Origin of the sequence: Castellaniella sp. MT123 (assembly GCF_039614765.1) — a bacterium.
GTDB lineage: Bacteria > Pseudomonadota > Gammaproteobacteria > Burkholderiales > Burkholderiaceae_B > Castellaniella.
Map to the genome: position 1 here is coordinate 373054 of NZ_CP154879.1, position 23859 is coordinate 396912.

General features: G+C 64.4%; 19 protein-coding genes and 1 pseudogene. 13 read left to right on the forward strand and 7 right to left on the reverse strand.

Translation table 11 applies throughout. The features are described 5' to 3' along the window. The first annotated feature begins 33 nt into the window (after positions 1 to 33). The 4 genes from odhB to ABCV34_RS01740 all read left to right on the forward strand — a co-directional run bounded on the left by odhB (position 34) and on the right by ABCV34_RS01740 (position 5349). Positions 34 to 1239: a 2-oxoglutarate dehydrogenase complex dihydrolipoyllysine-residue succinyltransferase gene (gene odhB / locus ABCV34_RS01725; protein WP_345797545.1), complete on the forward strand. Its 1206-nt coding sequence runs from the start codon at positions 34 to 36 to the stop codon at positions 1237 to 1239. 182 nt (positions 1240 to 1421) lie between these two features. After that, a complete protein-coding gene (gene lpdA / locus ABCV34_RS01730) occupies positions 1422 to 2849 on the forward strand; it encodes a dihydrolipoyl dehydrogenase (RefSeq protein WP_345797546.1) in 1428 nt (475 codons plus the stop codon). Between the two features lie 9 nt (positions 2850 to 2858). Next, entirely contained in the window at positions 2859 to 3950 is a 1092-nt protein-coding gene (zapE, locus tag ABCV34_RS01735) for a cell division protein ZapE (RefSeq protein WP_345797547.1), read from the forward strand. A gap of 37 nt (positions 3951 to 3987) precedes the next feature. Continuing rightward, complete coding sequence (locus ABCV34_RS01740) at positions 3988 to 5349, forward strand: tryptophan--tRNA ligase (protein WP_345797548.1); 1362 nt, start codon at positions 3988 to 3990, stop codon at positions 5347 to 5349. Positions 5350 to 5415: 66 nt separating this feature from the next. Here the strand turns inward: ABCV34_RS01740 and ABCV34_RS01745 are convergent, their stop codons facing one another. The 6 genes and pseudogenes from ABCV34_RS01745 to ABCV34_RS01770 all read right to left on the reverse strand — a co-directional run bounded on the left by ABCV34_RS01745 (position 5416) and on the right by ABCV34_RS01770 (position 11914). Continuing rightward, a complete protein-coding gene (locus ABCV34_RS01745) occupies positions 5416 to 6255 on the reverse strand; it encodes an ABC transporter permease (protein ID WP_345797550.1) in 840 nt (279 codons plus the stop codon). 19 nt (positions 6256 to 6274) lie between these two features. Continuing rightward, on the reverse strand, positions 6275 to 7510 hold the full coding sequence (locus ABCV34_RS01750; RefSeq protein ID WP_345797551.1) for an ABC transporter permease: 1236 nt from the start codon (positions 7508 to 7510) through the stop codon (positions 6275 to 6277). A 60-nt stretch (positions 7511 to 7570) separates the two neighbouring features. Continuing rightward, positions 7571 to 8617, reverse strand: a complete 1047-nt coding sequence (locus ABCV34_RS01755; RefSeq protein ID WP_345797553.1) for an ABC transporter substrate-binding protein — start codon at positions 8615 to 8617, stop codon at positions 7571 to 7573. Between the two features lie 30 nt (positions 8618 to 8647). Further along, positions 8648 to 9739: an ABC transporter ATP-binding protein gene (locus ABCV34_RS01760; protein ID WP_345797554.1), complete on the reverse strand. Its 1092-nt coding sequence runs from the start codon at positions 9737 to 9739 to the stop codon at positions 8648 to 8650. Between the two features lie 60 nt (positions 9740 to 9799). Next, positions 9800 to 11059 (reverse strand): 4-aminobutyrate--2-oxoglutarate transaminase, encoded by a 1260-nt coding sequence (gabT, locus tag ABCV34_RS01765; protein ID WP_345797555.1) that lies wholly within the window; start codon positions 11057 to 11059, stop codon positions 9800 to 9802. A gap of 258 nt (positions 11060 to 11317) precedes the next feature. Beyond that, positions 11318 to 11914: pseudogene (locus tag ABCV34_RS01770) on the reverse strand (hydantoinase B/oxoprolinase family protein). Between the two features lie 247 nt (positions 11915 to 12161). Between ABCV34_RS01770 and ABCV34_RS01775 the strand changes: the two are divergent. The 3 genes from ABCV34_RS01775 to ABCV34_RS01785 all read left to right on the forward strand — a co-directional run bounded on the left by ABCV34_RS01775 (position 12162) and on the right by ABCV34_RS01785 (position 16084). Continuing rightward, positions 12162 to 13646, forward strand: coding sequence for a PLP-dependent aminotransferase family protein (locus ABCV34_RS01775; protein WP_345797556.1), 1485 nt, complete (start codon positions 12162 to 12164; stop codon positions 13644 to 13646). A gap of 62 nt (positions 13647 to 13708) precedes the next feature. Continuing rightward, the gene (locus ABCV34_RS01780; protein ID WP_345797557.1) at positions 13709 to 15070 is read left to right on the forward strand and encodes an aspartate aminotransferase family protein; all 1362 of its coding nucleotides are present in this window, start codon (positions 13709 to 13711) and stop codon (positions 15068 to 15070) included. A 159-nt stretch (positions 15071 to 15229) separates the two neighbouring features. Then, a complete protein-coding gene (locus ABCV34_RS01785; protein ID WP_345797558.1) occupies positions 15230 to 16084 on the forward strand; it encodes a TorF family putative porin in 855 nt (284 codons plus the stop codon). Positions 16085 to 16095: 11 nt separating this feature from the next. Here ABCV34_RS01785 and ABCV34_RS01790 read toward each other — a convergent pair whose 3' ends face one another. Continuing rightward, entirely contained in the window at positions 16096 to 16986 is an 891-nt protein-coding gene (locus ABCV34_RS01790) for a LysR substrate-binding domain-containing protein (RefSeq protein WP_345797559.1), read from the reverse strand. Between the two features lie 164 nt (positions 16987 to 17150). Between ABCV34_RS01790 and ABCV34_RS01795 the strand changes: the two genes are divergently transcribed. From ABCV34_RS01795 to ABCV34_RS01820, 6 genes are all read left to right on the forward strand, one after another. Next, positions 17151 to 18338: an acyl-CoA dehydrogenase gene (locus ABCV34_RS01795; protein ID WP_345797560.1), complete on the forward strand. Its 1188-nt coding sequence runs from the start codon at positions 17151 to 17153 to the stop codon at positions 18336 to 18338. 10 nt (positions 18339 to 18348) lie between these two features. After that, entirely contained in the window at positions 18349 to 19569 is a 1221-nt protein-coding gene (locus ABCV34_RS01800) for a CaiB/BaiF CoA-transferase family protein (protein ID WP_345797562.1), read from the forward strand. 194 nt (positions 19570 to 19763) lie between these two features. Beyond that, positions 19764 to 20207 carry a PepSY domain-containing protein gene (locus tag ABCV34_RS01805; protein ID WP_345797564.1) on the forward strand — a complete coding sequence of 148 codons (444 nt, stop codon included), beginning with the start codon at positions 19764 to 19766 and terminating at the stop codon, positions 20205 to 20207. A gap of 28 nt (positions 20208 to 20235) precedes the next feature. Then, positions 20236 to 20712 (forward strand): DUF2271 domain-containing protein, encoded by a 477-nt coding sequence (locus tag ABCV34_RS01810; protein WP_345797565.1) that lies wholly within the window; start codon positions 20236 to 20238, stop codon positions 20710 to 20712. A gap of 5 nt (positions 20713 to 20717) precedes the next feature. After that, complete coding sequence (locus ABCV34_RS01815) at positions 20718 to 22922, forward strand: PepSY domain-containing protein (RefSeq protein WP_345797566.1); 2205 nt, start codon at positions 20718 to 20720, stop codon at positions 22920 to 22922. Next, positions 22903 to 23856, forward strand: a complete 954-nt coding sequence (locus ABCV34_RS01820; RefSeq protein ID WP_345797567.1) for an FAD:protein FMN transferase — start codon at positions 22903 to 22905, stop codon at positions 23854 to 23856. Before ABCV34_RS01815 ends, ABCV34_RS01820 begins: the two co-directional genes overlap by 20 nt. Positions 23857 to 23859: the final 3 nt, after the last annotated feature.

A 23859-nucleotide genomic window follows, 5' to 3' on the forward strand; every position in this document is an offset into this window, starting at 1 on the left:
ACCTCAAAGACAGACAAACCGGAAAAATACATTATGGCCATTACTGAAGTCCTCGTTCCGCAGCTTTCCGAATCCATCTCCGAAGCCACCTTGCTGAACTGGAAGAAGCAGCCTGGCGAGGCCGTCCAGGCCGACGAGATCCTGATCGAGGTCGAGACCGACAAGGTCGTCCTTGAAGTCCCCGCGCCCGCCTCGGGCGTGCTGGCTGAAATCGTGAAGGGCGACGGCAGCACTGTGGTCGCCGGCGAGGTTCTGGCGCGCATCGACACGGCAGCCAAGGCCGCCGAAGCCCCCAAGGCTCCGGCTCCAGCTCCCGTTGCGGCCGCCGCCGCGCCGGCCGCCGCGCCGGTTGCGAAATCCTCGGTGGCTTCCCCCGCCGCCGGCAAGATCCTGTCCGAAAAGGGCATCGATCCGGCCACCCTCGAAGGCACAGGCCGCGGCGGTCGCGTGACCAAGGCTGATGCCCTGAATGCGGGTGCGGCCACCGCCCCGGCGGCTGTCGCAGCACCGGCCGCGCCGGTTCCGGTCAACCTGGACGGCCGCCCCGAACAGCGCGTACCCATGAGCCGCCTGCGTGCCCGCGTGGCCGAGCGCCTGCTCCAGTCGCAGTCGGAGAACGCCATCCTGACGACCTTCAACGAGGTCAACATGCAGGCCATCATGGACTTGCGCAAGAAATACAAGGACCAGTTCGAAAAAGAACACGGTGTGAAGCTCGGCTTCACGTCCTTCTTCGTCAAGGCGGCCGTGGCCGCCCTGAAGCGCTACCCGGTCGTCAATGCCTCGGTCGACGGCAAGGACATCATCTATCACGGGTATTTCGACATCGGTGTGGCCGTCGGCAGCCCCCGCGGCCTGGTCGTCCCCATCTTGCGCAATGCCGATCAGCTGTCGCTGGCCGATATCGAAAAGCAGATCGCCGACTTCGGTCGCCGCGCGCAGGACGGGAAGCTCACCCTGGATGAACTGACCGGTGGCACCTTCTCGATCTCCAACGGTGGCGTGTTCGGTTCGATGCTCTCGACCCCGATCATCAACCCGCCGCAATCGGCCATCCTGGGCATCCATGCCACGAAGGACCGGCCGGTCGCGGAAAATGGCCAGGTCGTCATCCGTCCGATGAACTACCTGGCTCTGTCCTACGACCACCGGATCATCGACGGCCGCGAAGCCGTGCTGGCCCTGGTCGCCATGAAGGACGCCCTGGAAGACCCGCAGCGCTTGCTGTTGAGCGTCTGATCCCGCCGAAGGCGCGCGCACCCGATCGGGTGCGCTCCGCCCGGCGCCGGCCCGGCCGCCCCTCGCGGCGCGACAGGCGCCAGGCCTTCCGATCCGTTCTGAAGGCCTGTGCGATCGGGATCCTGCCGGGCATTCCCGGGGCGCGCGCACCGCGCGTCCGGAAACCTCTCTGAGAGACAATCATGGCAAAACAATTCGATGTGATCGTGATCGGCGCGGGCCCCGGTGGCTACATCGCCGCCATCCGCGCCGCCCAGCTGGGCATGGCCGTGGCCTGCGTGGACGCCTGGACCAACCCGGCGGGCAAGCCTGCGCCGGGCGGCACGTGCACCAACGTCGGCTGCATTCCCTCCAAGGCGCTGCTGCAGTCGTCCGAGCACTACGAACAAGTCAATCATCATTTCGCCGAGCACGGCATCACCGCCAAGGGCGTGAGCCTGGATCTGGCCAAACTGGTCGGCCGCAAGGACACGGTGGTCAAGCAGAACAATGAAGGCATCCTGTATCTGTTCAAGAAGAACAAGGTTTCCTTCTTCCACGGCACAGGTTCGCTGGCCGCGAAGACCGACTTCGGCTGGTCGGTGAAGGTCTCCGGTTCGACCGACGAAGACCTGGAAGGCCGCCACGTCATCGTGGCCACCGGCTCCAATGCGCGTGAACTGCCCGGCGTGCCGTTCGACGAGGAACAGATTCTGTCCAATGACGGGGCGTTGCGGATCCCGGCCGTGCCCAAGAAGCTCGGCATCATCGGGGCAGGCGTGATCGGTCTGGAAATGGGTAGCGTCTGGCGCCGTCTGGGGGCCGAGGTCACCATCCTGGAAGCGCTGCCGGACTTCCTGGGCGCGGTGGACCGTGACGTCGCCAAGGAAGCCCAGAAGGCCCTGACCAAGCAGGGGCTGGGCATCCAGACGGGCGTGCGCATCACCGAGGTCAAGACCTCGGCCAAGGGCGTGAATGTCCAGTACACGGATGCCTCCGGTGCCGAGCAGAAGCTCGCCGTCAACCAGCTGATCGTGTCCATCGGTCGGGTGCCCAACACCCAGGGTCTGGGCGCGGACACCGTAGGGCTGAAGCTCGATGAGCGTGGCTTCGTCGTGGTGGACGAGGATTGCCGCAGCAATCTGACCAATGTCTGGGCGGTGGGCGATGTGGTGCGCGGCCCGATGCTGGCGCACAAAGCCGAAGAAGAAGGCGTGGCGGTGGCTGAACGCATTGCCGGTCAGCACGGTCATGTCCGCTTCGACACCATCCCGTGGGTCATCTACACCTCGCCCGAAGTGGCCTGGGTGGGCAAGACCGAACAGGCGCTGAAGGCCGAGGGCCGCGACTACAAGGCCGGCTCCTTCCCCTTCATGGCTAATGGCCGTGCGCGGGCGCTGGGCGATACGACCGGTTTCGTGAAGATCCTGGCCGATGCCAAGACCGACGAGGTGCTGGGTGTGCACATTGTTGGTCCGATGGCCTCCGAACTGATCGCCGAAGCGGTCACGATCATGGAGTTCCGCGGCGCCGCCGAGGACATCGCGCGCATCTGTCATGCGCATCCGACCTTGTCCGAGGCCGTCAAGGAAGCCGCGCTGGCAGTCGACAAGCGCACACTGAACCTGTAAGCCTATTCGATGGATGTCAGTGCGTATTACGCGCAGGCCCTGCGCGAGCGGGGCTTCGTCGGTGACGAGGCCCAACGCGCAGCGGTCGAGCGCCTGCAGCAATACTACGATGACTGGATCGAGTTCAAGCGGCAGCGGTCCAATGGCCTGAAGAAGATCTTCCTGCATCCAGCCGTGCCCCGTGGGGTTTACCTTTGGGGCGGGGTGGGGCGCGGGAAAAGCTTCCTGATGGACGCGTTCTACCTGACAGTGCCGGTCAAGCGCAAGGTCCGCCTGCATTTTCATGAATTCATGCGCGGGGTGCACCGCGAGATCCGGGCGGTCAGCGGGGAACCCGACCCCCTGGATCACGTCGCGCGCACCATCGCGAAACGGTATCGCCTGATCTGCTTCGACGAGTTCCATGTGTCGGACGTGGCCGATGCCATGATTCTGTACCGGTTGCTGCTGCGCCTGTTCGAATACGGCACCTCGTTTGTCATGACCTCGAACTACGAACCGTCCACTCTGTATCCCGATGGGTTGCACCGCGACCGTATCCTGCCGGCCATTGCCCTGATTCAGGACAAGATGGACGTCCTGAACGTGGACGCCGGGGTGGACTATCGCCGCCGCACACTGGCGCAGCTGCGGACCTACATCACGCCCATCGTCGCAGGCACATACGAGGAATTGCGGTCCGCCTTCAATCATCTGGCGGATACCGCCGAGCAGAAACCGGTGCTGAGCATCGAAAATCGCGAGGTTCACGCCATCAAGCTGGCAGGGTCCGTGGTCTGGTTCGACTTCGCCACCTTGTGCGGCACGCCGCGCTCGCAGAACGATTACCTGGATCTGGCCGATCGTTTCCAGACGATCATCCTGTCCGACGTGCCACGCATGGCCCCACGGCAGGCGTCCGAGGCTCGGCGTTTCACCTGGCTGGTCGACGTGCTGTACGACCATAAGGTGAAACTGATCCTGTCGGCCCAATGCCCCGCCGATGCGCTTTATACTCAGGGCCCGCTGTCCAACGAGTTCACCCGCACCGTTTCTCGCCTGATGGAAATGCAGTCGCGCGAATATCTGGCGGAAAGCCGCCGGGCGGCTGTGGTCCTGTAATGCCCGATCGGGCGCCCATTTTCCGGATGATCGACGCATGAATACGAAGACCTCAGTGAATACCCCGGGCGTATCCCGGGTCCTGACCGGTATCACGACGTCGGGGACACCGCATCTGGGCAATTATGCGGGGGCTATCCGTCCGGCCATCCAGTCCAGCACCGAGCCGGGGGTGGACGCCTTCTTCTTTCTGGCCGATTTCCACGCGCTCATCAAGTGCGCCGATCCGGCACGCGTGGCCCAGTCGCGCATGGAGATCGCGGCAACCTGGATCGCCGCAGGGCTGGATACGGATCGTGTGACGTTCTACCGGCAGTCCGACGTGCCGGAGATCCCGGAACTGTGCTGGATGCTGACCTGTGTGACGGCCAAGGGTCTGATGAACAGGGCACATGCCTACAAGGCCTCGGTCGACGTCAACCTGGCCAAGGGCGAGGAACCGGACGACGGCATCACCATGGGCTTGTTTTCCTATCCGGTCCTGATGGCCGCCGACATCCTGATGTTCAATGCGCACCGGGTGCCGGTGGGACGCGACCAGATCCAGCACCTGGAGATGACGCGGGACATCGCTCAGCGTTTCAATCATCAGTATGGCGGTGGGCGCGATCTGTTCGTGCTGCCCGAGGTCCAGATCGACGAGGCCGTGGCGACGCTGCCCGGCCTGGACGGCCGCAAGATGTCCAAGAGCTACAACAACACGATTCCTCTGTTCGAGGGCGGCGCCAAGGCGCTGAAATCGGCGGTGGCGCAGATCGTGACGGATTCCCGGCTGCCCGGAGAACCCAAGGACGCGGACAATTCGCACCTGTTCACCCTGTATCGGGCCTTCGCCACGCACGAACAGGCCATCGAATTCCGGAAATCTCTGGAAGATGGGCTGGGCTGGGGCGACGCCAAACAGGCTTTGTGCGAGCGGATCGAGGCGCAGATCGGTCCCATGCGCGCGCACTATGCGGACCTGATGGCGCATCCCGAGCGGATCGAGGACATCCTGCGGGCGGGCGCGGAAAAGGCGCGGCGCACAGCCGTTCCCTTCATGATGCGGTTGCGCGAAGCCGTTGGCCTGCGTCAGCCGGCCTCGACGGCTGGCGGCAAGGCCGCCGGGACGGGCAAGGGCGCCAAGGCCGGGCAGGCCCGGCTCGTGTCCTTCCGGGACGAGGACGGCCGGTTCCGCCAGCGTCTGTTTGCTGCCGACGGCACGGAGCTGCTGCTCTCCGAACCTTTTGGCGATCCCAAAGTGCTCAATGCGCTGGGCCGTTCGTTTGCGGGGCGGGATCTGAGCAGCCTGGTGGCGGGGACCGATGGTCTGGTCAGCCTGGAATCCGACGGACTGTGCTGGGCGCGTTGTCCGGCCGATCGGGTGAATGCCGTGCGGATGGCACTGGCGCAGGTTTAGGCGCGAAGGCCGCCCGGCAATCGCGGGCGGCTTGTACCGGGCGATGTGTGGCCGTCAGGCCGGGTGTCAGGGATCGATCCGCACGGTCTTGGCCTCGACGCGGCCGCGCAGCCATTCCAGCGTCAGCAATAGTGCGGTCGAGAAGATGATCAGGATCGTCGCGACGGCGGCGATGATGGGGCTGATGTTTTCCCGGATGCCCGTGAACATCTGACGCGGCAGGGTGACCTGTTCGGGGCCGGCCAGAAACAGTGTGATCACGATTTCGTCGAATGCGGTCGCGAAGGCGAACAGGGCGCCCGAGATGACGCCAGGCGCGATGATGGGCAGTGTGATGCGAAAGAACGTGCGTGCGGGCCCCGCGCCCAGGCTGTAGCTGGCGCGCAGCAGATTGGGGTCCAGGCCCTGCAGGGTCGCCGACACGGTCGTCACCACGAAGGGGGCGCCGATGGCCGCCAGCGCCAGGATCAGGCCGGTGTAGCTGTTCACCAATCCGTACGGCGCAAAAAACAGATAGATGCCCAGGCCGGTGACCACCAGCGGCACGATCATGGGCGAGATCAGCACCGCCATCAGCAGGCTCTTGCCGCGGAATTGCGCTCGGTGCAGACCCGCAGCGGCCAGGGTGCCGAGCACCGTGGCCAGCAGGGTCGCGGCGGGCGCCACGATGAAGCTGTTGGTCGTCGCCCTGGCCCAGTCGTCCGACTGGAACAGCGCTTGATACCAGCGCAGCGAGAACGAGTCCATCGGGTACAGCAGCATCGAGCCCTGATTGAACGACAGCGGGACGATCGCCAGGACGGGCAGCAGCAGGAACAGCAGGATCAGCGCGCACAGGATACGCAGCGCGTAGTGCCAGATGCGCTCGGTCAGTGACAGATAGGGTGGGAATTCTGGTTTGAACATGGGCGTCTTCTCGGTCTTCTCAGCTCAGGGCCAGTTCTCTGCCGGAGATCCGGCGGTACAGGGCATACAGCAGCAGGGTGCCGGCCAGCAGGAGCAGTCCCAGCGCGCTGGCCATGCCCCAGTTGATGGTCTGGTTGGTGAAATAGGCGACGTAGTAGCTGACCATCTGGTCGCCGGCGCCGCCCAGCAGGGCTGGTGTGATGTAGTAGCCGATGGCGATGATGAAGACGAGCAGCGATCCGGCCACGATGCCGGGGTAGGTCTGGGGCACGTAGATGCGCCAGAAAGCGGCAAAGGGATGGCTGCCCAGAGAGATTGCCGCGCGCTGATAGCTGGCGGGTACGGACTGCATGACGCTGTAGAGCGGCAGCACCATGAAGGGCAGCAGGATGTGGACCATGGCGATGTAGACGCCCAGCCGGTTGAACAGCAGCGGCAGCGGTTCGGATATCAGCCCCAGGCTGGTGAGCGCCTTGTTGATGAGGCCTTCGCGCTGCAGCAGCACGACCCAGGCGGCGATGCGCACCAGCACGGAGGTCCAGAACGGGATCAGGATGCAGATCAGGACCAGGTTGGCGCGGCGTTTGGACAGGCGCGTGATCCAGTACGCCAGGGGGTAGCCCAGCACCAGCGTCACCAGCGTGACCACCAGGCTCATGATGAAAGTGCGCGAGAAGATCGCCTGGAAAGCCGAGGTGCCCGGCGGGACGGCGGCCACCTGGCCGTTGGCATCCAGCTTCAGGTCCAGCGAGGCCAGCAGGTAGTAGGGGGTCCAGGTTTTGTTGTTGCTGGCGATGACGGCCCAGTAGGTGGGCTCGGCCCAGCGCTTGTCCAGATCGACCAGCTGCTTGCGGGCGGGGTTGTCGCCGGTTGCCTGGATCGGCATGTGACGCAGGGTCTTGAAGATCAGCGAGCGGTAGCCGGAGATTTCGTAGTTCAGGCGTCGGGCGAGTTCACCCGCGCCGGGGGAGTTCTTTGCCTGGGCCAGATCCTGGGCGAGTGCCTGGAATGCCGCATCGGGCGGTTCGGTGCGGCCGTCCCACTGTTGCAGGGCCTGCAGGGTTCGGGGCAACGTCTGTATGACCTCGGGATTGTCGATGGCACGGGTCAGCAGCGATGCGATCGGAATGACGAAGATGAGCAGCAGGAACAGCGCCAGGGGCGCGACCAGCAGCAGAGCGCGGCGTGTTTTGCGCCGCTGCGCGGCCTGCATCGAGCGACGAATGACACCGGGGTCGTCGAGAGTCGTGTCCATGGCGGGTTCCTGGCGGGGTTCACGTGAGGGGCCTGCCGGACTGGCCGGCCCCTGTGGAGGTCAGCGGGCGGCCCAGGCCGTGAAGCGCTGTTCGAGTTCCTCGCCGTGGTCGGTCCAGAATTCGAGATCGTTGAACAGGGCGTTGCGGGCGTTGGCCGGCGAATTGGGCACGTTGGCCAGGACGTCAGGTTTGAGCATGCCGATGGCCTGCTTGCTGATGGGGCCGTAGGCGATGTGCTGGGAGTACGCGGCCTGAGCTTTGGGCGAGCTGGCGTAGCGGATGAATTCGATCGCCTGGTCCTTGTTCGGCGAGCCGGCCGGGATGACCCAGTAGTCGAAGTCGTAGACGCTCTGGTTCCAGACGACCTTGAGGGGCTGGCCCTCGCGCTGGGCGGCGTCGATGCGGCCGTTGTAAGCGGCGGACATGACGACGTCACCCGCCGAGAGCATCTGCGGCGGCTGGGCGCCGGCTTCCCACCATTGGATATACGGCTTGAGTTCGTCGAGCTTCTTGAAGGCACGGTCCACGCCTTCGGGGGTCGCCAGTACCTTGTAGACATCCTGTGGCGGCACACCGTCGGCCATCAGCGCGAATTCGACGTTGTAGTGCGCGCCCTTGCGCAGGCCCCGCTTGCCGGGGAATTTCTTCACGTTCCAGAAATCCGCCCAACCGGTCGGCGCGGTCTTGAGCTTGTCGGCGTTGTAAGCCAGGGCTGTGGACCAGACGAAGGTGCCCACGCCGCAGTATTTCAGGGCGCCACGCACCAGGTCGCCCTTGTTCAGGATCGAGGCCCAGTCTACTTTTTCATACAGGCCCTCGTCGCAGCCCCGGCCCAGTTCGCCCGTCTCGACCTCGACCGCGTCCCAGACGACGTTTTTGGATTGCACCATGGCCTTGACCTTGGCCTGTTCGCCGTTGTAGGCCACGGGGATGACCTTCTTGCCGGATTCTTTTTCGAAGGGCTGGATGAAGGCGGCATTCTGGGCGTTGCCGTTGGCGCCGCCGAAATTGACGACCGTCAGATCCCGCGCCTGTGTCGGGGCCTGGATCAGCAGGGCCAGCGGCACGGTGAGCGCCAGGGCCTTCAGTGTGGGTTGAAGTTTCATGGGGTGTCTCCTGTGTTTTGGTGGTGGATCTCAGGGAAGGAAGATGCGGACGTGCCCGGGGTCGATCCGCAGTGGAATCCGGGTGCCCGGAGCATGTTCCCGGGCATCCGAGGTCAGGGGCATTTTGACAAAGAAGGTATCGCTGTCGTCCAGGCGGCACCGCAGCCGGATATGGTCGCCGAAATAGACCTCGTCGACGGCGCTGGCCTGGAAGTGGTTGGTATCGTCGCCATTGGCCGGCAGGATGCGTTCGGGGCGCATGGCGACGATGCAGGGGCTGCCGGCCGTCAGGTTCTGGATGTTGCGTCCGCGCAGTTGCATGCCGCCGGCGATCTCGACCTGGCACCAGTCGCCGTCGATCCCGCGCACGGTGCCGGGAAACTGGTTGCTGTCGCCCACGAACCCGGCAACGAAGCGGTTGCAGGGGGTTTCGTACAGGGTGTCGGCGCTGCAGACCTGCTGGATGATGCCCTGGTTGAACACCGCGATGCGGTTGCTCATGGTGAGGGCTTCGCTCTGGTCGTGCGTGACGTAGACGAATGTGACCCCGAGCTGGCGGTGCAGCGCCTTGAGTTCGAGCTGCATGTGTTCGCGCAGTTGCTTGTCCAGCGCGCCGAGCGGCTCGTCCATGAGCACGATCTTCGGCTTGAAGACCAGGGCGCGCGCCAGGGCGATGCGCTGCTGCTGTCCGCCCGAGAGCTGGGCCGGATAGCGCTTGGCGAAGTCCTGCATGCGTACCATGGACAGAGCCTCGTGGATGCGGTCGGCGCGCTCGCCGGCCGGCACCTTGCGCAGTTTCAGGGGGTAGTCCAGATTGCGTTCCACCGTCATGTGGGGGAACAGGGCGTAGTTCTGGAACACCATGCCCAGGTTGCGGTGGTGCGGCGGGACGTCGTTGAGGCGCCGACCTTCCAGGAAGATGTCGCCGCGCGTCGGTGATTCGAAGCCGGCGAGCATCATCAGGCAGGTGGTCTTGCCCGAGCCCGACGGGCCGAGCAGGGACAGGAACTCGCCCGGATAGATGTCGAGGTTGAGATCCCGGACGACCAATTGGCTGCCGTCATAGGATTTCTGAACGCCCTGGAATCGGACCAGTGGCTCGGGAGTGGGAACTGCGGACATCGGAAGCAACCTCCGGAGCAGATGAATGGAAGCGGGGCTGGCTCAGGGAGCTATTGTGGCTCAGGCCATGGCTTCTTTGAGGATAGCCAGACCCTCATCCAGCAGGCTATCGGGGATTGTCAGGGGAAACAAGAACCGGATGACGTTGCCGTATGCGCCGCAGGTCAGCAGGACCAGCCCGCGCTCCAGCGCGCGGCGCTGGATGCGGACAGCCGTGTCGGGATCGGGCCGGCCGTCGGGATGACGGAACTCGGCGGCGACCATGGCGCCAAGACCACGGATTTCGGCGATGCGCGGGTGCGCGAAGCCCGCCAGCGCCTGGCGCAGACGCTGGCCCAGGGTCGCCGCGCGTGCGGTCAGGTTTTCTTCCGCGATCACGTCCAGCACGGCCAGGGCAGCGGCAATAGCCAGCGGGTTGCCCGCGTAGGTGCCGCCCAGCGAACCGCGCGGCGCGGCATCCATCAGTTCGGCCCGGCCGCAGACACCGGACAGCGGCATGCCGCCCGCCAGGCTCTTGGCCATGGTGATCAGGTCGGGCGTTACGCCCGAATGTTCGATGGCGAACATCCGCCCCGTGCGGGCGAAGCCCGTCTGGACTTCGTCGACGATCATCACGATGCCGTGGGCGTCGCAGCGTTCGCGCAGCGCCCGCAGGAGTTCCGGCGGAGCGACGTTGAAACCGCCTTCGCCCTGGACCGGCTCGATGACGATCGCTGCCACCCGGTTTGGGCTGATGTCGGCCTTGAACAGCAGATCCAACGCCCGCAGCGAATCCTGCGTGGTGACGCCGTCAAGCGGAGTGGGAAAGGGGATGTGATAGACCTCGGCCGGCAGCGGGCCGAAATCCTGTTTGTATGGAGCGACCTTGCCGGTCAGGGCCATTCCCATGAAGGTACGGCCATGAAACGCGCCGGAAAAAGCGATGACCCCGGTGCGGCCGGTAGCGGCGCGCGCGATTTTGACAGCGTTTTCCAGGGCTTCGGCGCCGGTCGTGAAGAACGCGGTTTTCTTGGGGAAGTCGCCGGGCGTCAGGTGATTGATGCGTTCAGCCAGTTCCACGTAGGAACCATAGGGAGCCACCTGGAAGGCGGTGTGGGTGAAGGCGTCGAGTTGTTCGCGGATGGCCTGGACGATGCGAGGGTGGCGGTGACCGGTATTGGCCACGGCGATGCCGGCGGCGAAATCGATGTAGCGGCGGCCTTCCACGTCCCAGAGTTCCGCGTTCAGGGCGCGACTGGCATAGAAGTCGCAGGTGATGCCGATGCCGTTGGGGATGGCCGCGTTCTTGCGGGCCTGCCAGTCTTCGTTGAGTTCGGTCATGCTTGTCTCCGCTGATTGGTGCGTGGTTCTATCCTTTCGGCCAATATACTGTGGCCTTGGTTTGTCAAATAGATCCATTTGATTATTATTGATAGGACCAATTGACAAAAGATGGCTGATTTCCCTTGGAATCACTGGGAAATCATGGCGACAACCTATGGACCTAGGATTTTCCCTTATACCTTCTGGTCTGCGGGGGCCAATCGACCCGGTTTCGTGGAATCCATGGGCGCGGAAGCGGTCGCGTCAGCGCGGCGTTCAGTGGTCGTCCGCCGGATTCGATTGCGCGGATCGCGCTGGTCGGAATATCAGTTGCGGACCACCTTCAGTCCGGGCCGGGTGTTGACCGCGCCGCGCGCCCACGTTTACCGCACCGAGCTGGGCCTTCAGGTCGCCTTCCTGGTCGCGGCGCGAGCGCATATTGGAGAGCATGAAGTTGATGACGTCTTCCCTGGGCCTGCCTTTTTCCCAGAGCTTCACGGGCGGGATGCGCAAACCCTCGGTGAAGATTTCCTTGGCGTCCGGGTTGTAGCCAGCCGGTACCGGGCTGCCGATGTCTGTCACGTGGCCCTTGCAGACCGCTCAAAAGACAAGCTGGCCCTCGTGGATATCGTCGCCGAAGTATGCGGCCACGGCTTTCATGGCGGGGATCAGGCCGCCCAGATGGATGGGGATGTCCTGGCCCTGCAGGATCATTTCCGGCCGATGGTTGAAGAGGGCGTTGCTGTAGTCGTGAGCCACGTTGAAGACGCTGGAGCGGGCGGTTTTCTCCAGCGTCATCGTCATTTCACGCTGCGTGGTTTCGAGCGCACCCCGGACGACGGCCAGGGTGATGGGGTCGAGCTGCTTCGTCATGCATGTCTCCAGGAGAATTCTTGGTATGTGAAGCCGCACGATTCGTTCTTGCCGGGTGCGGCTTGATGTCTCCTAGGTTATCGATTTGGCGCCGGAGAAAATTGGCGCATGGGGAAGGACCTGTTGCCGCTGAAGGAACAGCCGTGCGAAGACCCGCCCGGGGCTATTCCCCCGCCGATCGGTTTCACCTATACTGTCGATATGGTTCTGTGTTTAAACCATTTTAATTAAAATCAATGGGGCCAATTTGGAATCCTTTGTCCTTTCAGAATGGTTGCAGCAGCACTTTGATCCTGCGGGCGATAGTCCCGCCTATCAACGGCTCTATGTACTGATCAGTAGGGCCATTCTCGAAGGCCGCATGGCGGCTGGCTCGCGGCTGCCCTCCACGCGCGACCTGTCCGGCGACCTGCGCATTGCGCGCAACACCGTGCTCCAGGTCTATGACCAGTTGACCGAAGAAGGCTATGTACACGCAGGAGTGGGGCGGGGCACCTATGTGCAAGACATCAGCCAGGATCTGATCGAGACCCCGGCGCGCGACGGGGCGGCCGACGGTCACGCCCCGCTGGGGGCGGATCGACACCTGTCCCGTCGGGGTGGCGAGCTGCTGGCACATTTGGGGTTTTCCAACCGCCAGTCGGGCGCCTTCATGCCTGGCATCCCGGACGTGCGCGAGTTCCCGCTGAAGACCTGGGCACGCATCCAGAACCGCCAGTGGCGCGAGGGTCCCTGGGACCTGATGCGTTATGCCCCCGCAGGCGGCTACGGCCCCCTGCGTCAGGCCCTGTCCGACTATCTCGGCAGCGTGCGATCCGTACGCAGCACGGCCGCGCAGGTCATCATGACCACTGGCATCCACCAGGCCATCGACGTCACCATCCGGCTGCTGTGCGATCAGGGTGACACGGTCTGGATCGAGGAACCGGCATATTGGGGCGTGCGCAATCTGCTGGCATCGGCCGGGCTGAAGCTCGTGCCGCTGCCGGTGGATGACGAGGGTTTGTGCCTGGGCGATGCCGAACATGCCAGTCCCCCTCGCCTGATCGTGGTTGCGCCTTCGCATCAGTACCCCCTGGGTATGGTGATGAGTCTGGCGCGCCGGCGCATGCTGCTTGATTATGCGCGCCAGAACGCCTGCTGGGTTCTGGAAGACGACTACGACAGTGAATTCCGTTATGGCAGCCGACCCCTGCCATCCCTGCAAGGCATGGACGAGGATGGCCGTGTGCTGTATGCCGGCAGCTTCAGCAAGACCCTGTGCCCAGGCCTGCGCGTCGGTTTTCTCGTAGTGCCCGAGGTGCTCGCCGGCGCCTTTGCCAATGCGGTGGCCGAACTCTACCGAGAAGGCAACATGATGACGCACTCGGTCCTGGCGGAGTTCATCCGGGACGATCACCTCGGATCACATATCCGCCGGGTCCGTCGCCGGTATGCGGAACGGCGCGCCTGCCTGATCGAGGAGGTGCGCCGGCATTTCGGCGATGCGCTGGAGATCGTGGGCGATGACGCGGGCCTGCATCTGATCCTTGCCCTGCCTGACAGCGTGGATGACGTCCTGGTGGAGCGGGACGCATTGCAGCAGGGCGTAGTGACGCGCCCGCTGAGCAACTATTACATGGACCGGGCGAATGCCCGGCCCGGCCTGCTGCTGGGCTATGCCGGGGCGACACCCGACGAGATCCGGCCGGCTTTCGACGCCCTGGCCCGTGTGATCCGCCGCTATGTCTGAGGCTCCGTCCGACACCACCCCATTGATTCTTTTTACGGCTTGAACCCGAAGGAAATCCTGATATGACGACGAACGACACCCTGGCCCGCAGCGACGTGGCCTACCAGCTGCATTCCTACACCAATGCCCAGAGGCACCGCGAAGAGGGGCCTTGCATCATGGATCGCGGCGACGGAATCTACGTGTATGACACGAATGGCAAGCAGTACATCGAGGGTATGGCGGGACTGTGGAGCGTAGCGGTGGGCTTCAGCGAGCCCCGGCTGGCCCGGGTGGCCTACGAGCAGATGCAGCGCCTGCCCTTCTATCACACCTTCAGCCACAAATCGAACATCCCTTCGATCGAACTGGCCGAGAAGCTGATCGGTCTGACGGGCGGACGCATGGCCCAGGCCTTTTTCACGAATTCGGGGTCCGAGGCCAACGACACCATCGTCAAGATGGTCTGGTATTACAACAATGCTCTGGGCCGGCCGGAAAAGAAGAAAATCATCGCCCGCCAGCGCGCCTACCATGGCGTCACCGTCGCCTCGGCCAGCTTGACCGGCCTGGCCGGCAACCATCGCGACTTTGATCTGCCGCTGCCGCAGATCCGGCACGTACGCTGTCCGCATCTGTACCGTGAGGGGCTGCCGGGGGAAACCGAGACGGCATTTGCCGACCGGCTGGCTGCCGAGCTGGAGGCGCTGATCCTGAAGGAAGGCCCCGACACCGTGGCGGCGTTCATCGGCGAGCCTGTCATGGGCGCGGGTGGCGTGATCGTCCCGCCTGAAACCTACTGGCCGAAGATGCAGGCGGTGTGCCGCAAGTACGACGTGCTGGTGATCGCCGACGAGGTCATCACCGGGTTCGGGCGTACGGGGCGGATGTTTGCCTCCGACCTGTTTGGCATCGAGCCCGATTTCATGACGCTGTCCAAGCAGCTGACCTCGTCATACATGCCGCTGGCCGCCGTGCTCATGAACGACAAGGTCGCTTCGGTGCTGGCGCGCCACAGCGGCGAGCTGGGCACGTTCGGTCACGGCTACACCGCCAGCGGGCACCCGGTGGCGGCCGCCGTCGCACTCGAGAACATCCGCATCATCGAGGAACGTGGCCTGGTGGACAACGCGGCGAAGGTTGGTGCCGTCCTGCAGCGCCGTTTGCGGGATCTGTCCGGCCATCCCCTGGTGGGCGAGGTCCGCGGCGTTGGACTGATCGCAGCAGTGGAACTGGTGGCCGACAAGGCGTCGAAGGCTCCGTTCGATCCGCTGGGCAAGGCGGGCGCCCTGGTGGTGCGTCAGGCACAGGACAATGGCCTGATCCTGCGTGGTATTCAGGACAGCCTGGCGTTTTGCCCGCCGCTCATCATCACCGAGCCTCAGGTCGAGACGCTGGTGGAACGGTTCGCGCAATCGCTGGAGGCGGCGGCGCGGGTCCTCTGACCCCACGTCCATTCGGGGCCCTCATCCATCCAGAGTGGGGCCCCGTCCGATACGGCTCCGGAAAACGGCACGCATGCCAGGTGGGCGTGGTGCTGTTTCCGGGGCCGTGCGTATTTGATCCGCTGCCGATAATGGATTGCAGCGCCACACGATGCGCACATGCGGATGTGGGGTGTTGCTGGCGTTGCCGGTTTTTTTGCTGATGACAATCATCAAGATGATGGGAACGAAAGTGCTGGCTCGCACCGGATCGGTCGGAGTGGTGGCGGACATCCTTGGTACCATTTTCCGTTGATCGTTACCTGTTGGTTCAATAATCTGGAAATGAATGAAATGAAGATGTCTTTCGGCGTCAGGGGCGTTTTTGTGTGCCTGGCCCTTTTCATGCCTTTGGTGTCGAATGCGGAATTGAGCGCCAATATCGGTGTCGTGTCTTTGTACAAGGATCGAGGCGTTGATCAGGAGGGCCGGGACGAGGCGGTCCGCCCCGCCATCCAGGGGGGGCTGGATTATAGTTTTGACAGTGGTTTCTATATCGGCAATTGGAATTCAACCGGCCGGTTCGAACATGCGGATGTGGAAATGGACCTATACGGGGGATATCGGTTCGAATTTGCCCATGATTGGAAATTTGATGTCGGCTATATTCACTACGTCTATCCCGGGGAAGGGGCGTGGAATTCCGGAGAAGTCTATGCGGGGGTCGGATACCAGAGATTCTTGTTCAAGACTTATCGTGGCGTGCGAGATAATGTCAATCAAGGCGACATGTACTATCGACTGACCTATACGCAACCCATCATGGCTCGGTTGGACGCCCTGGTGGGTGTTGGCTATCAGCATTTCGATAATGCGGACTTACACGGGAAATTCGACTACAGCATGGGGTTGAGTTATGCCCTGACCAAGCATGTCTCCGTGTCCGGAACCGTGGCAGGCGCCAACCGCAGGCACGATGTGGAAGATCATTCCAGAGACACCCGTTTCATTGTTGGGGTGACCGCCGCCTACTGATCCCTTCGATATTATGTCCCGCTGGCGGATCGCGCCTGTCCGATCAGCCAGTCGCGGAACTGGATCAAGGCTGGCACAGCGGCCTTGCGTTCCGGCACGATCAGGTGAAAGGCACGCTGTCCTGGGCCACTGTGCGGATTCAGAACGTGCAGCCGGCCCTCGTCCAGTTCCCGCTGGACCAGAAAGGGCGGAATCAGGGCCACGCCCAGGCCGTCGCTGGCGGCCTGGGACAGCATCGAAAATAATTCCAGCCGCGTGCCGGCCATGTCGCCGGGCGCGGGCACACCCGTGGAGGCAAACCAGTCGCGCCAGGCCGTGGGCCGGGTACTTTGCTGCAGCAGGGGCAGGGCGGCGATGTCGGCCGCATCCAGCGGGCCGGCAGCCAGACTGGGGCTGCAGACGGGGACCGGGTTTTCCTGCATCAGAAAATGAGCCTGCGTGCCGGGCCAGCCCGGATCGCCCGAATAGATGGCCGCATCGAATTCCGTCTCGTCGAACAGGAAGGGCCGGGTGCGGGTGGCCATGTTCACCTGCAGGCCGGGGCAGCGTGTATCCGGATGCGCCAGCCGGGGCAGCAGCCACCGGGTGGCGAAGGTCGGGACTACCGCCAGATCGACCACGCCGCCGCCTTGGTGCGCCATGATTGCCAGGGTATCGCGTTCGATGGCGTCCAGCTGGCGGCGCACCAGCCGGCCATAGCGTTCGCCTGCGTCGGTAAGCCGCACGCCGCGCCGGACGCGGTTGAACAGCGGAACACCGACGAAGGCTTCCAGGCTGGCGATCTGGCGGCAGACGGCGCCCTGGGTCAGGGACAGTTCCTGAGCGGCATGGGTAAAGCTTTCGTGCCGGGCGGCGGCCTCGAAGGCCTGCAGGGCCATCGTGCTGGGGAGTCTCTTGCGCATGTCTGAAGTGAGAAAAAATCACAGATAACACAGTTTATATCGATTGTCCTGCAGGGGATTAGTTATTAGGATGCTGAATAATCACTCGTGCAATCGGTCGTGTTCAGCCCAACAGATTTCCCCCCATGTCGTTGGCGCATGTCATTTCTCCAGGAGTCCATCGAATGTCCTCATCCCGCCCTCAGTTTCAGTGGCTTGATCCCTTGCTGCTGGATCAGCAACTGACCGATACCGAACGCATGGTGCGTGACGCCGCCCGCGCTTACGCGCAGGACCGCCTGCAGCCCCGTGTCCAGGAAGCCTTCCGCCACGAAAAGACCGATCCGTCCATCTTCCGCGAAATGGGCGAGCTGGGGCTGCTGGGCGCCACGATTCCGGAACAATACGGCGGCGCCGGTATGAATTACGTCTGCTACGGGCTGATCGCGCGCGAGGTCGAGCGGGTGGATTCCGGCTACCGTTCGATGATGAGCGTGCAGAGCTCCCTGGTCATGGTGCCCATCAATGCCTTCGGCACCGAGGCGCAAAAAGAAAAATACCTGCCGAAGCTGGCCTCGGGCGAGTGGATCGGCTGCTTCGGCCTGACCGAACCGGATCACGGCTCGGATCCGGGGTCCATGGTGACACGCGCCAAGAAGGCGCCCGGCGGCTACAGCCTGACGGGCGCCAAGACCTGGATCACCAACAGCCCGATTGCCGATGTGTTCGTCGTCTGGGCCAAGGACGAGGCCGGCGACATTCGCGGGTTCATCCTGGAAAAGGGCTGGAAGGGCCTGTCGGCACCGGCCATTCATGGCAAGGTCGGCCTGCGTGCATCGATTACCGGCGAAATCGTGCTGGACGAGGTCTTTGTGCCGGAAGAAAACGCCTTCCCCAGCGTGCGCGGCCTGAAGGGGCCCTTCACCTGCCTGAATTCGGCGCGCTTCGGTATCGCCTGGGGCGCGCTGGGCGCCGCCGAGGCCTGCTACGAGACTGCGCGCCAGTATGTGCTGGATCGCCAGCAGTTTGGCCGGCCCCTGGCGGCCAATCAGCTGATCCAGAAGAAGCTGGCCGACATGCTGACGGAAATCACGCTGGGTCTGCAGGCGGTGCTGCGCGTCGGGCACTTGAAGGATCAGGGCCTTGCCCCGGTGGAAATCACTTCCATCATCAAGCGCAATTCCTGCGGCAAGGCGCTGGACATCGCCCGCACGGCGCGCGACATGCTGGGCGGCAACGGCATTTCAGACGAGTTCTGCATCGCCCGCCATCTGGTGAATCTGGAAGTGGTGAATACCTACGAAGGCACGCATGACGTGCATGCCCTGATCCTGGGTCGCGCCATCACCGGCATTGCGGCATTTGCTAACTAAGGAGCGGGGGATGGGTGCCTTGTCCCACATCCGTGTCCTGGATTTGTCCCGGGTCCTGGCCGGCCCTTGGGCCACGCAGATTCTGGGGGATCTGGGGGCGGACGTCATCAAGATCGAGCGTCCCGGTGCCGGGGATGATACCCGTGGCTGGGGGCCACCCTGGATGCCCGACCAAAAGGGGCAGGAATCCAGGGTGGCTGCGTACTACCTGTGCGCTAATCGCAACAAGCGTTCCGTCACAGTGGATATGGCCACCGCCGAGGGCCAGGACCTGATCCGCCAACTGGTGCGCCAGTCCGATGTGCTGGTGGAAAATTTCAAGGCGGGCGGGCTGGCTCGCTATGGCCTGGACTATGCCAGCCTGCATACGCTCAATCCCCGTCTGGTGTATTGCTCCATCACGGGGTTTGGCCAGACCGGCCCCTATGCGGTGCGGGCCGGCTACGATTTTCTGGTGCAGGGCCTGGGCGGCCTGATGAGCGTCACGGGGCGCCCCGATGAGGAGCCAGGCGGTGGCCCGATGAAGGTCGGCGTGGCGCTGACCGACATCCTGACGGGGCTGTACGCCGCCAATGCCATCCAGGCAGCCCTCGCGGCGCGCGAACAGACAGGCATAGGCCAGCATGTGGACATGGCCTTGCTGGACGTGCAGGTGGCTTGTCTGGCCAACCAGGCCATGAACTACCTGGCCACGGGACGCAGTCCGGGCCGTCTGGGCAATGCGCATCCCAGCATTGTGCCGTATCAGGACTTCCCGACCGCCGATGGCTACATGATCCTGGCTATCGGCAACGACGGCCAGTTTGCGCGGTTTTGCGAGGAGGCCGGCCGCCCCGATCTGGCTCAGGATCCGCGTTTTGCCACGAACCGCGCGCGGGTCGAGCACCGCGTCGAGCTGATCCCCATCCTGCGTCATCTGACCACGGCGCGGACTACCGCCCAGTGGATCCAGGCGCTGGAGTCGCGCGCCGTGCCCTGTGGGCCGATCAATGCGGTGGAGCAGGTCTTTGAAGACGCGCAGGTCCGCGCACGCGGCCTGCGCATCGAGATGCCGCAGACGGAAGCGGGCCCGGTGTCCCTGGTCGCCAGCCCGATCCGGTTGTCGGGCACCCCGGTGGACTATCGTCTGGCGCCGCCTGCGCTCGGCGAGCATACGGTGCAAGTCCTGGAAGAGGTGCTGGGCCTGACGCCCGACGCCATCGGGGCTTTGCGGGATCGTGGCGTTGTCTGAGCGGGGGCTGTCGCCAGGTCCTGAAACGGCGCCTTCGGGCGCCGTTTTTCATTCGGATCTTTGATCGACATCAAGGCTTACATTCGCGGATGCGCCTGCCACCCCCGCCGTTCATCTGGTGTCAATGTCCGGGCCCTTACGATGTCCCCGACAGCTGCCCTCCGGCAGCCATCTTGGATGGGGAGAACCACATCATGCGAATGATCCGAGGACTTGGCGCCTGTCTCATGGCCGCGACGCTGGGCATGGCCGTCGCGCCGGCGCTGGCCGACGATGACTGTGATGCGCCTGTCGGTCGCTGGCAGTCCCGGGACGCCGTCGGTCAGCTGGCGAGCAGCAAGGGCTGGGACCTGCAGCGCGTGAAGATCGATGACGGCTGCTATGAAATTCGCGCCCGGGACGCCGATGGCCGGTCCTTCAAGGCGAAGCTCGATCCTGAGACCCTGGAAATCGTCAGGATCAAGTATCGCGACCACGATGACGATCGCCGCCGTGACCGGAAGCGCGACCGCGATGGAGGCCAGGCGGAGAACCCCACCGGTCCAGGTGATGGCGCAGTCCGGGGTTCGGGCGCTTCCTCCGCCCCGCCGGGCGGATTTCTTGGCCCGGGCGCCGCGCCGCGTGGCCAGATCGAGTGAATTCCACTGACCTTACAGGAGCATCATCATGAAGACTGTATCCATCGCCGCCTTGCTGGCGGCCACCACCCTGGCGATCCCCGCACTGGCTCAAAGCCGCACGGTGACGCTGTCGACGACGTTGAAGAATTATGGCGGCGACGGCGCCTACCTGGCGGTCTATCTGACCGATGCCAAGGGTGCTTACGCTGGCACGCTGTGGGTGGCGGGTGGCAAGGCCAAATACTACAAGCACTTGACCGACTGGAAGCGTCTGTCGGCCGGGGATGCGGCGCGCGTCGATGGCGTGACGGGGGCCAGCGTCGGCCAGGGCCGCACGCTGAAGGTCACGGCGGATCTGGCCGACGCACTGTTCGATGCCGGCTATGAGGTGCATGTGGACGCGGCCGTCGAGGACATGCGCGACAGTCCGTCGGAGATCCGCGTTCCGCTGACCACGGCGGGCGCCGGCAAGGCAACCGCCGGGCGGCAGTTCATCCAGTCCTTCACGTACCGGATTCAGTGATCATCATGCAATGGCGGCGGATTCACCGGTGGCTGGGCCTGGGGGCGGGCACCCTGGCCTTGCTCATCGGGGTGACCGGACTCATCTTGGCGTTCTTCCCGGTGCGTGACTCCTGGCAGGCGGTTCAGGCGGACCATGGCCTGCCGGTGGCCCTGCTGGCGCAGCGGGTCGTCGATCACGTGCCGGGGGTCGAGGAGATCCGCCGGCTGCCGTCGGGGGACATCGTCGTCTATTCTTTCAATGGGGGTCAGGCGCGTGCGAGCCGGGTGGACCCAGCCGACGGCCGGGTGCTGGGCGATTACGCGGCGTCCGCCACGGAGCGCTGGGTGCGCAATCTCCATCGTTCGTTCTTTCTGAATGATCCGGGGCGTCTGGGGGCCGCCGCTGTGGCGTTGTCCATGCTGTTGCTGTCGGTGTCGGGCGTGTTGCTGCTGGTGCGGCGCCTTGGGGGCTGGCGCCATCTCCTGAGACCCGTCCGCGGAACGCCTGCCCAGCGGGTGCATGCGGTGGCGGGCCGCATCCTGGTGCCGATCCTTGCCCTGTCTTCGCTGACGGCGCTGTACATGAGCGCGACGACCTTCAGCCTGATTCCAACGGATTCGGCAGCCGATCCGGACGTGATCTCCGTTGCCGATGGGCGGCCCGACCTTCCGGTGGCCAACCTGCCGCTGTTGCGGGCGCTGTCGGCCGACGGTTTGCGCAAACTGAATTTCCCCGCCGCGGATGACCCCGAGGATGTCTGGAGGCTGTCCACCGATTGGGGGGATGGATGGATCGACCGGCACAGTGGCCACGTGCTCGCCTGGGAACCCGCAACGCCGTCCCGGCGCATCTATGACTGGATCTATGCATTGCATACCGGACAGGGCCTGTGGCTCTGGGCGCTGATACTGGGCCTGGCGGGGCTCGGCATTCCGGTCTTCTGGGTTTCTGGCTACCTGGTCTGGCGGCAGGGCCGGGCCCGCAGGCCGCATCTGGCCGGCAATGCGCCCGCCGGGCGTGCCGATATCCTGATTTTTGTGGCCAGCGAGGGCGGTACCACCTGGGGGTTCGCCAAGGCGCTGCATGACGCCTTCTTGCGCAACGGCCATGCCGTCCATACCGCCCCGCTGGAGCAGTTCCAGGTACCCGGTGCCGCGCGCCAGGTATTCGTGCTGGCGGCCACGTATGGGGATGGGCAGGCACCCGCGCATGCGGCCCGGGCACTGGACCGGATTGCCGATCTGCCGGCAGGGTCCGTCCCTGTGACGGTGCTGGGTTTCGGCGATCGCCAGTTCCCCGCGTTTTGCGGCTATGCCGAGGCGTTGGATCGGCTGCTGCGGCAGCGCGACTGGCCAGCAACCCTGCCGCTGGAATGCGTCCACCAGCAGTCCGCTCAGCAATTCGACCGCTGGGCCGCCGCCCTTTCGCTGGCGCTGGGGGAAACACTTGCGCCGGACTATGTGCCGTATATCCCGCCGACTGTCCCGCTGGAGCTAGTCAGCCGCGAGGATTATCCCGGTGACAGCGGTGCCACCGTGGTGCTGCGTTTCCGCTGGCAGGACTATGGTTGGTCCGACCGCATCCGGGGGCGTGCCATGCCGCGCTTTCGCGCGGGGGACTTGGTCGGCATCGCGCCGCCCACCAGTCCCGTACCCCGGTATTATTCTCTGGCGTCCAGTTTTCGCGACGGGTTCCTGGAGATCTGCGTCAAACGGATGCCCGGGGGGGCCTGCTCGGGGTTTCTGCACGATCTGAAACCGGGGGACTCCATCCGCGCGTTCATCAAGGCCAATCCCGGCTTCCAGTTGGATGGACGGCGGCTTCCGGTCGTGCTGATCGGCTCTGGAACGGGGGTGGCGCCCCTGGCGGGCTTCATCCGGGACAATACCCGCAAGGTTCCCATGGTCCTGTACTTCGGGGCGCGCAATCCGGACGAAGACTTCTATTTTGGCAAGTCAATCAAGGGCTGGCTGGCGGATGGCCGCCTGTCGGGATTGCGGACGGCATTTTCTCGTGTGCCGGATGGCGGCGGGTATGTGCAGGACGCCTTGTGCCGCGATGCCGATCGGCTGCGAGCCCTGGTGTCCAAGGGGGCGGTCCTGCGGGTCTGCGGCAGCCGGCCCATGGCTGCCGGGGTGGCCGAGGTGCTGGACGGAATCCTGGCCGGTGCGGGCTTGAGCGTGCATCGGTTGCGGGAAAGGGGGCGCTATGCCGAAGACGTGTTCTGACGGGGCCGAATCCACGCTCAGCGGCCCGACGATGGGGACACGGTGGGCGGCGCGCTACCAGGCGCCGGCCGGCGTCGATCATGCCGCCCTGTACCAGGGGCTGGCGCAGGCCGTCGCCTGTGTGGACCGGCAGATGTCGCCCTGGAAGCCGGATAGCGATCTGATGCGTCTGAATCGGGCTGCGCCGGGCGAATGGGTGACGCTCCCAGCGGAGATCCTCGACGTGTTGGATTGCGCGCTGGATGTCGGTCGGCGCAGCGATGGCGCGTTCGATGCCGCAGTCGGCGATCTGGTGAATGCCTGGGGCTTCGGTGCGCAGCGGGACGCGCCCGACGCCGTAGCAGTCCGCGAGGCAGCGTCGGCGCATCGCTTCGCCCATGATGGCCTGCTGCTGGACCCGACGCTGGGCCGGGTCTGCAAGCAGTCGGTCATGACGCTGGATCTGTGCGGAATCGCCAAAGGCTATGCGGTGGACCGGATGACCGCCGTGATGCGGGATCATGGCGTAGGCCACGCCTTGCTGTCGCTGGACGGCGAGTTGCGGGCGCTCGGGGCCCGTGCGGATGGACGGCCCTGGGCGGTGGCGCTGGAGAGTCCCACGGACGGATTGCGGGCCCCGCATGGGGTGCTCGAACTGGCGGATCTGGCCGTGGCGACTTCGGGGGATTATCGCCATTGGATCCAGGTGGGCGGTGAACGTCTGGCCCATACCATGGATGGCCGGCGGACCGCGCCAGTGCGCAATTCGATTGCTTCAGTCACGGTCCTGGCGAACGAATGCATGGCGGCCGATGCCTGGGCGACGGCGCTGTTGGTGGCTGGCCCCGACGAGGGTCCGGCGCTGGCCCGGCGTGTCGGGCTGGATGCCTTGTTTCTGCTGCGGCGCGACGGGCGGCTGATCGAATGGGGCGTCGGACGTTTCGGTCGTGGTTGATGT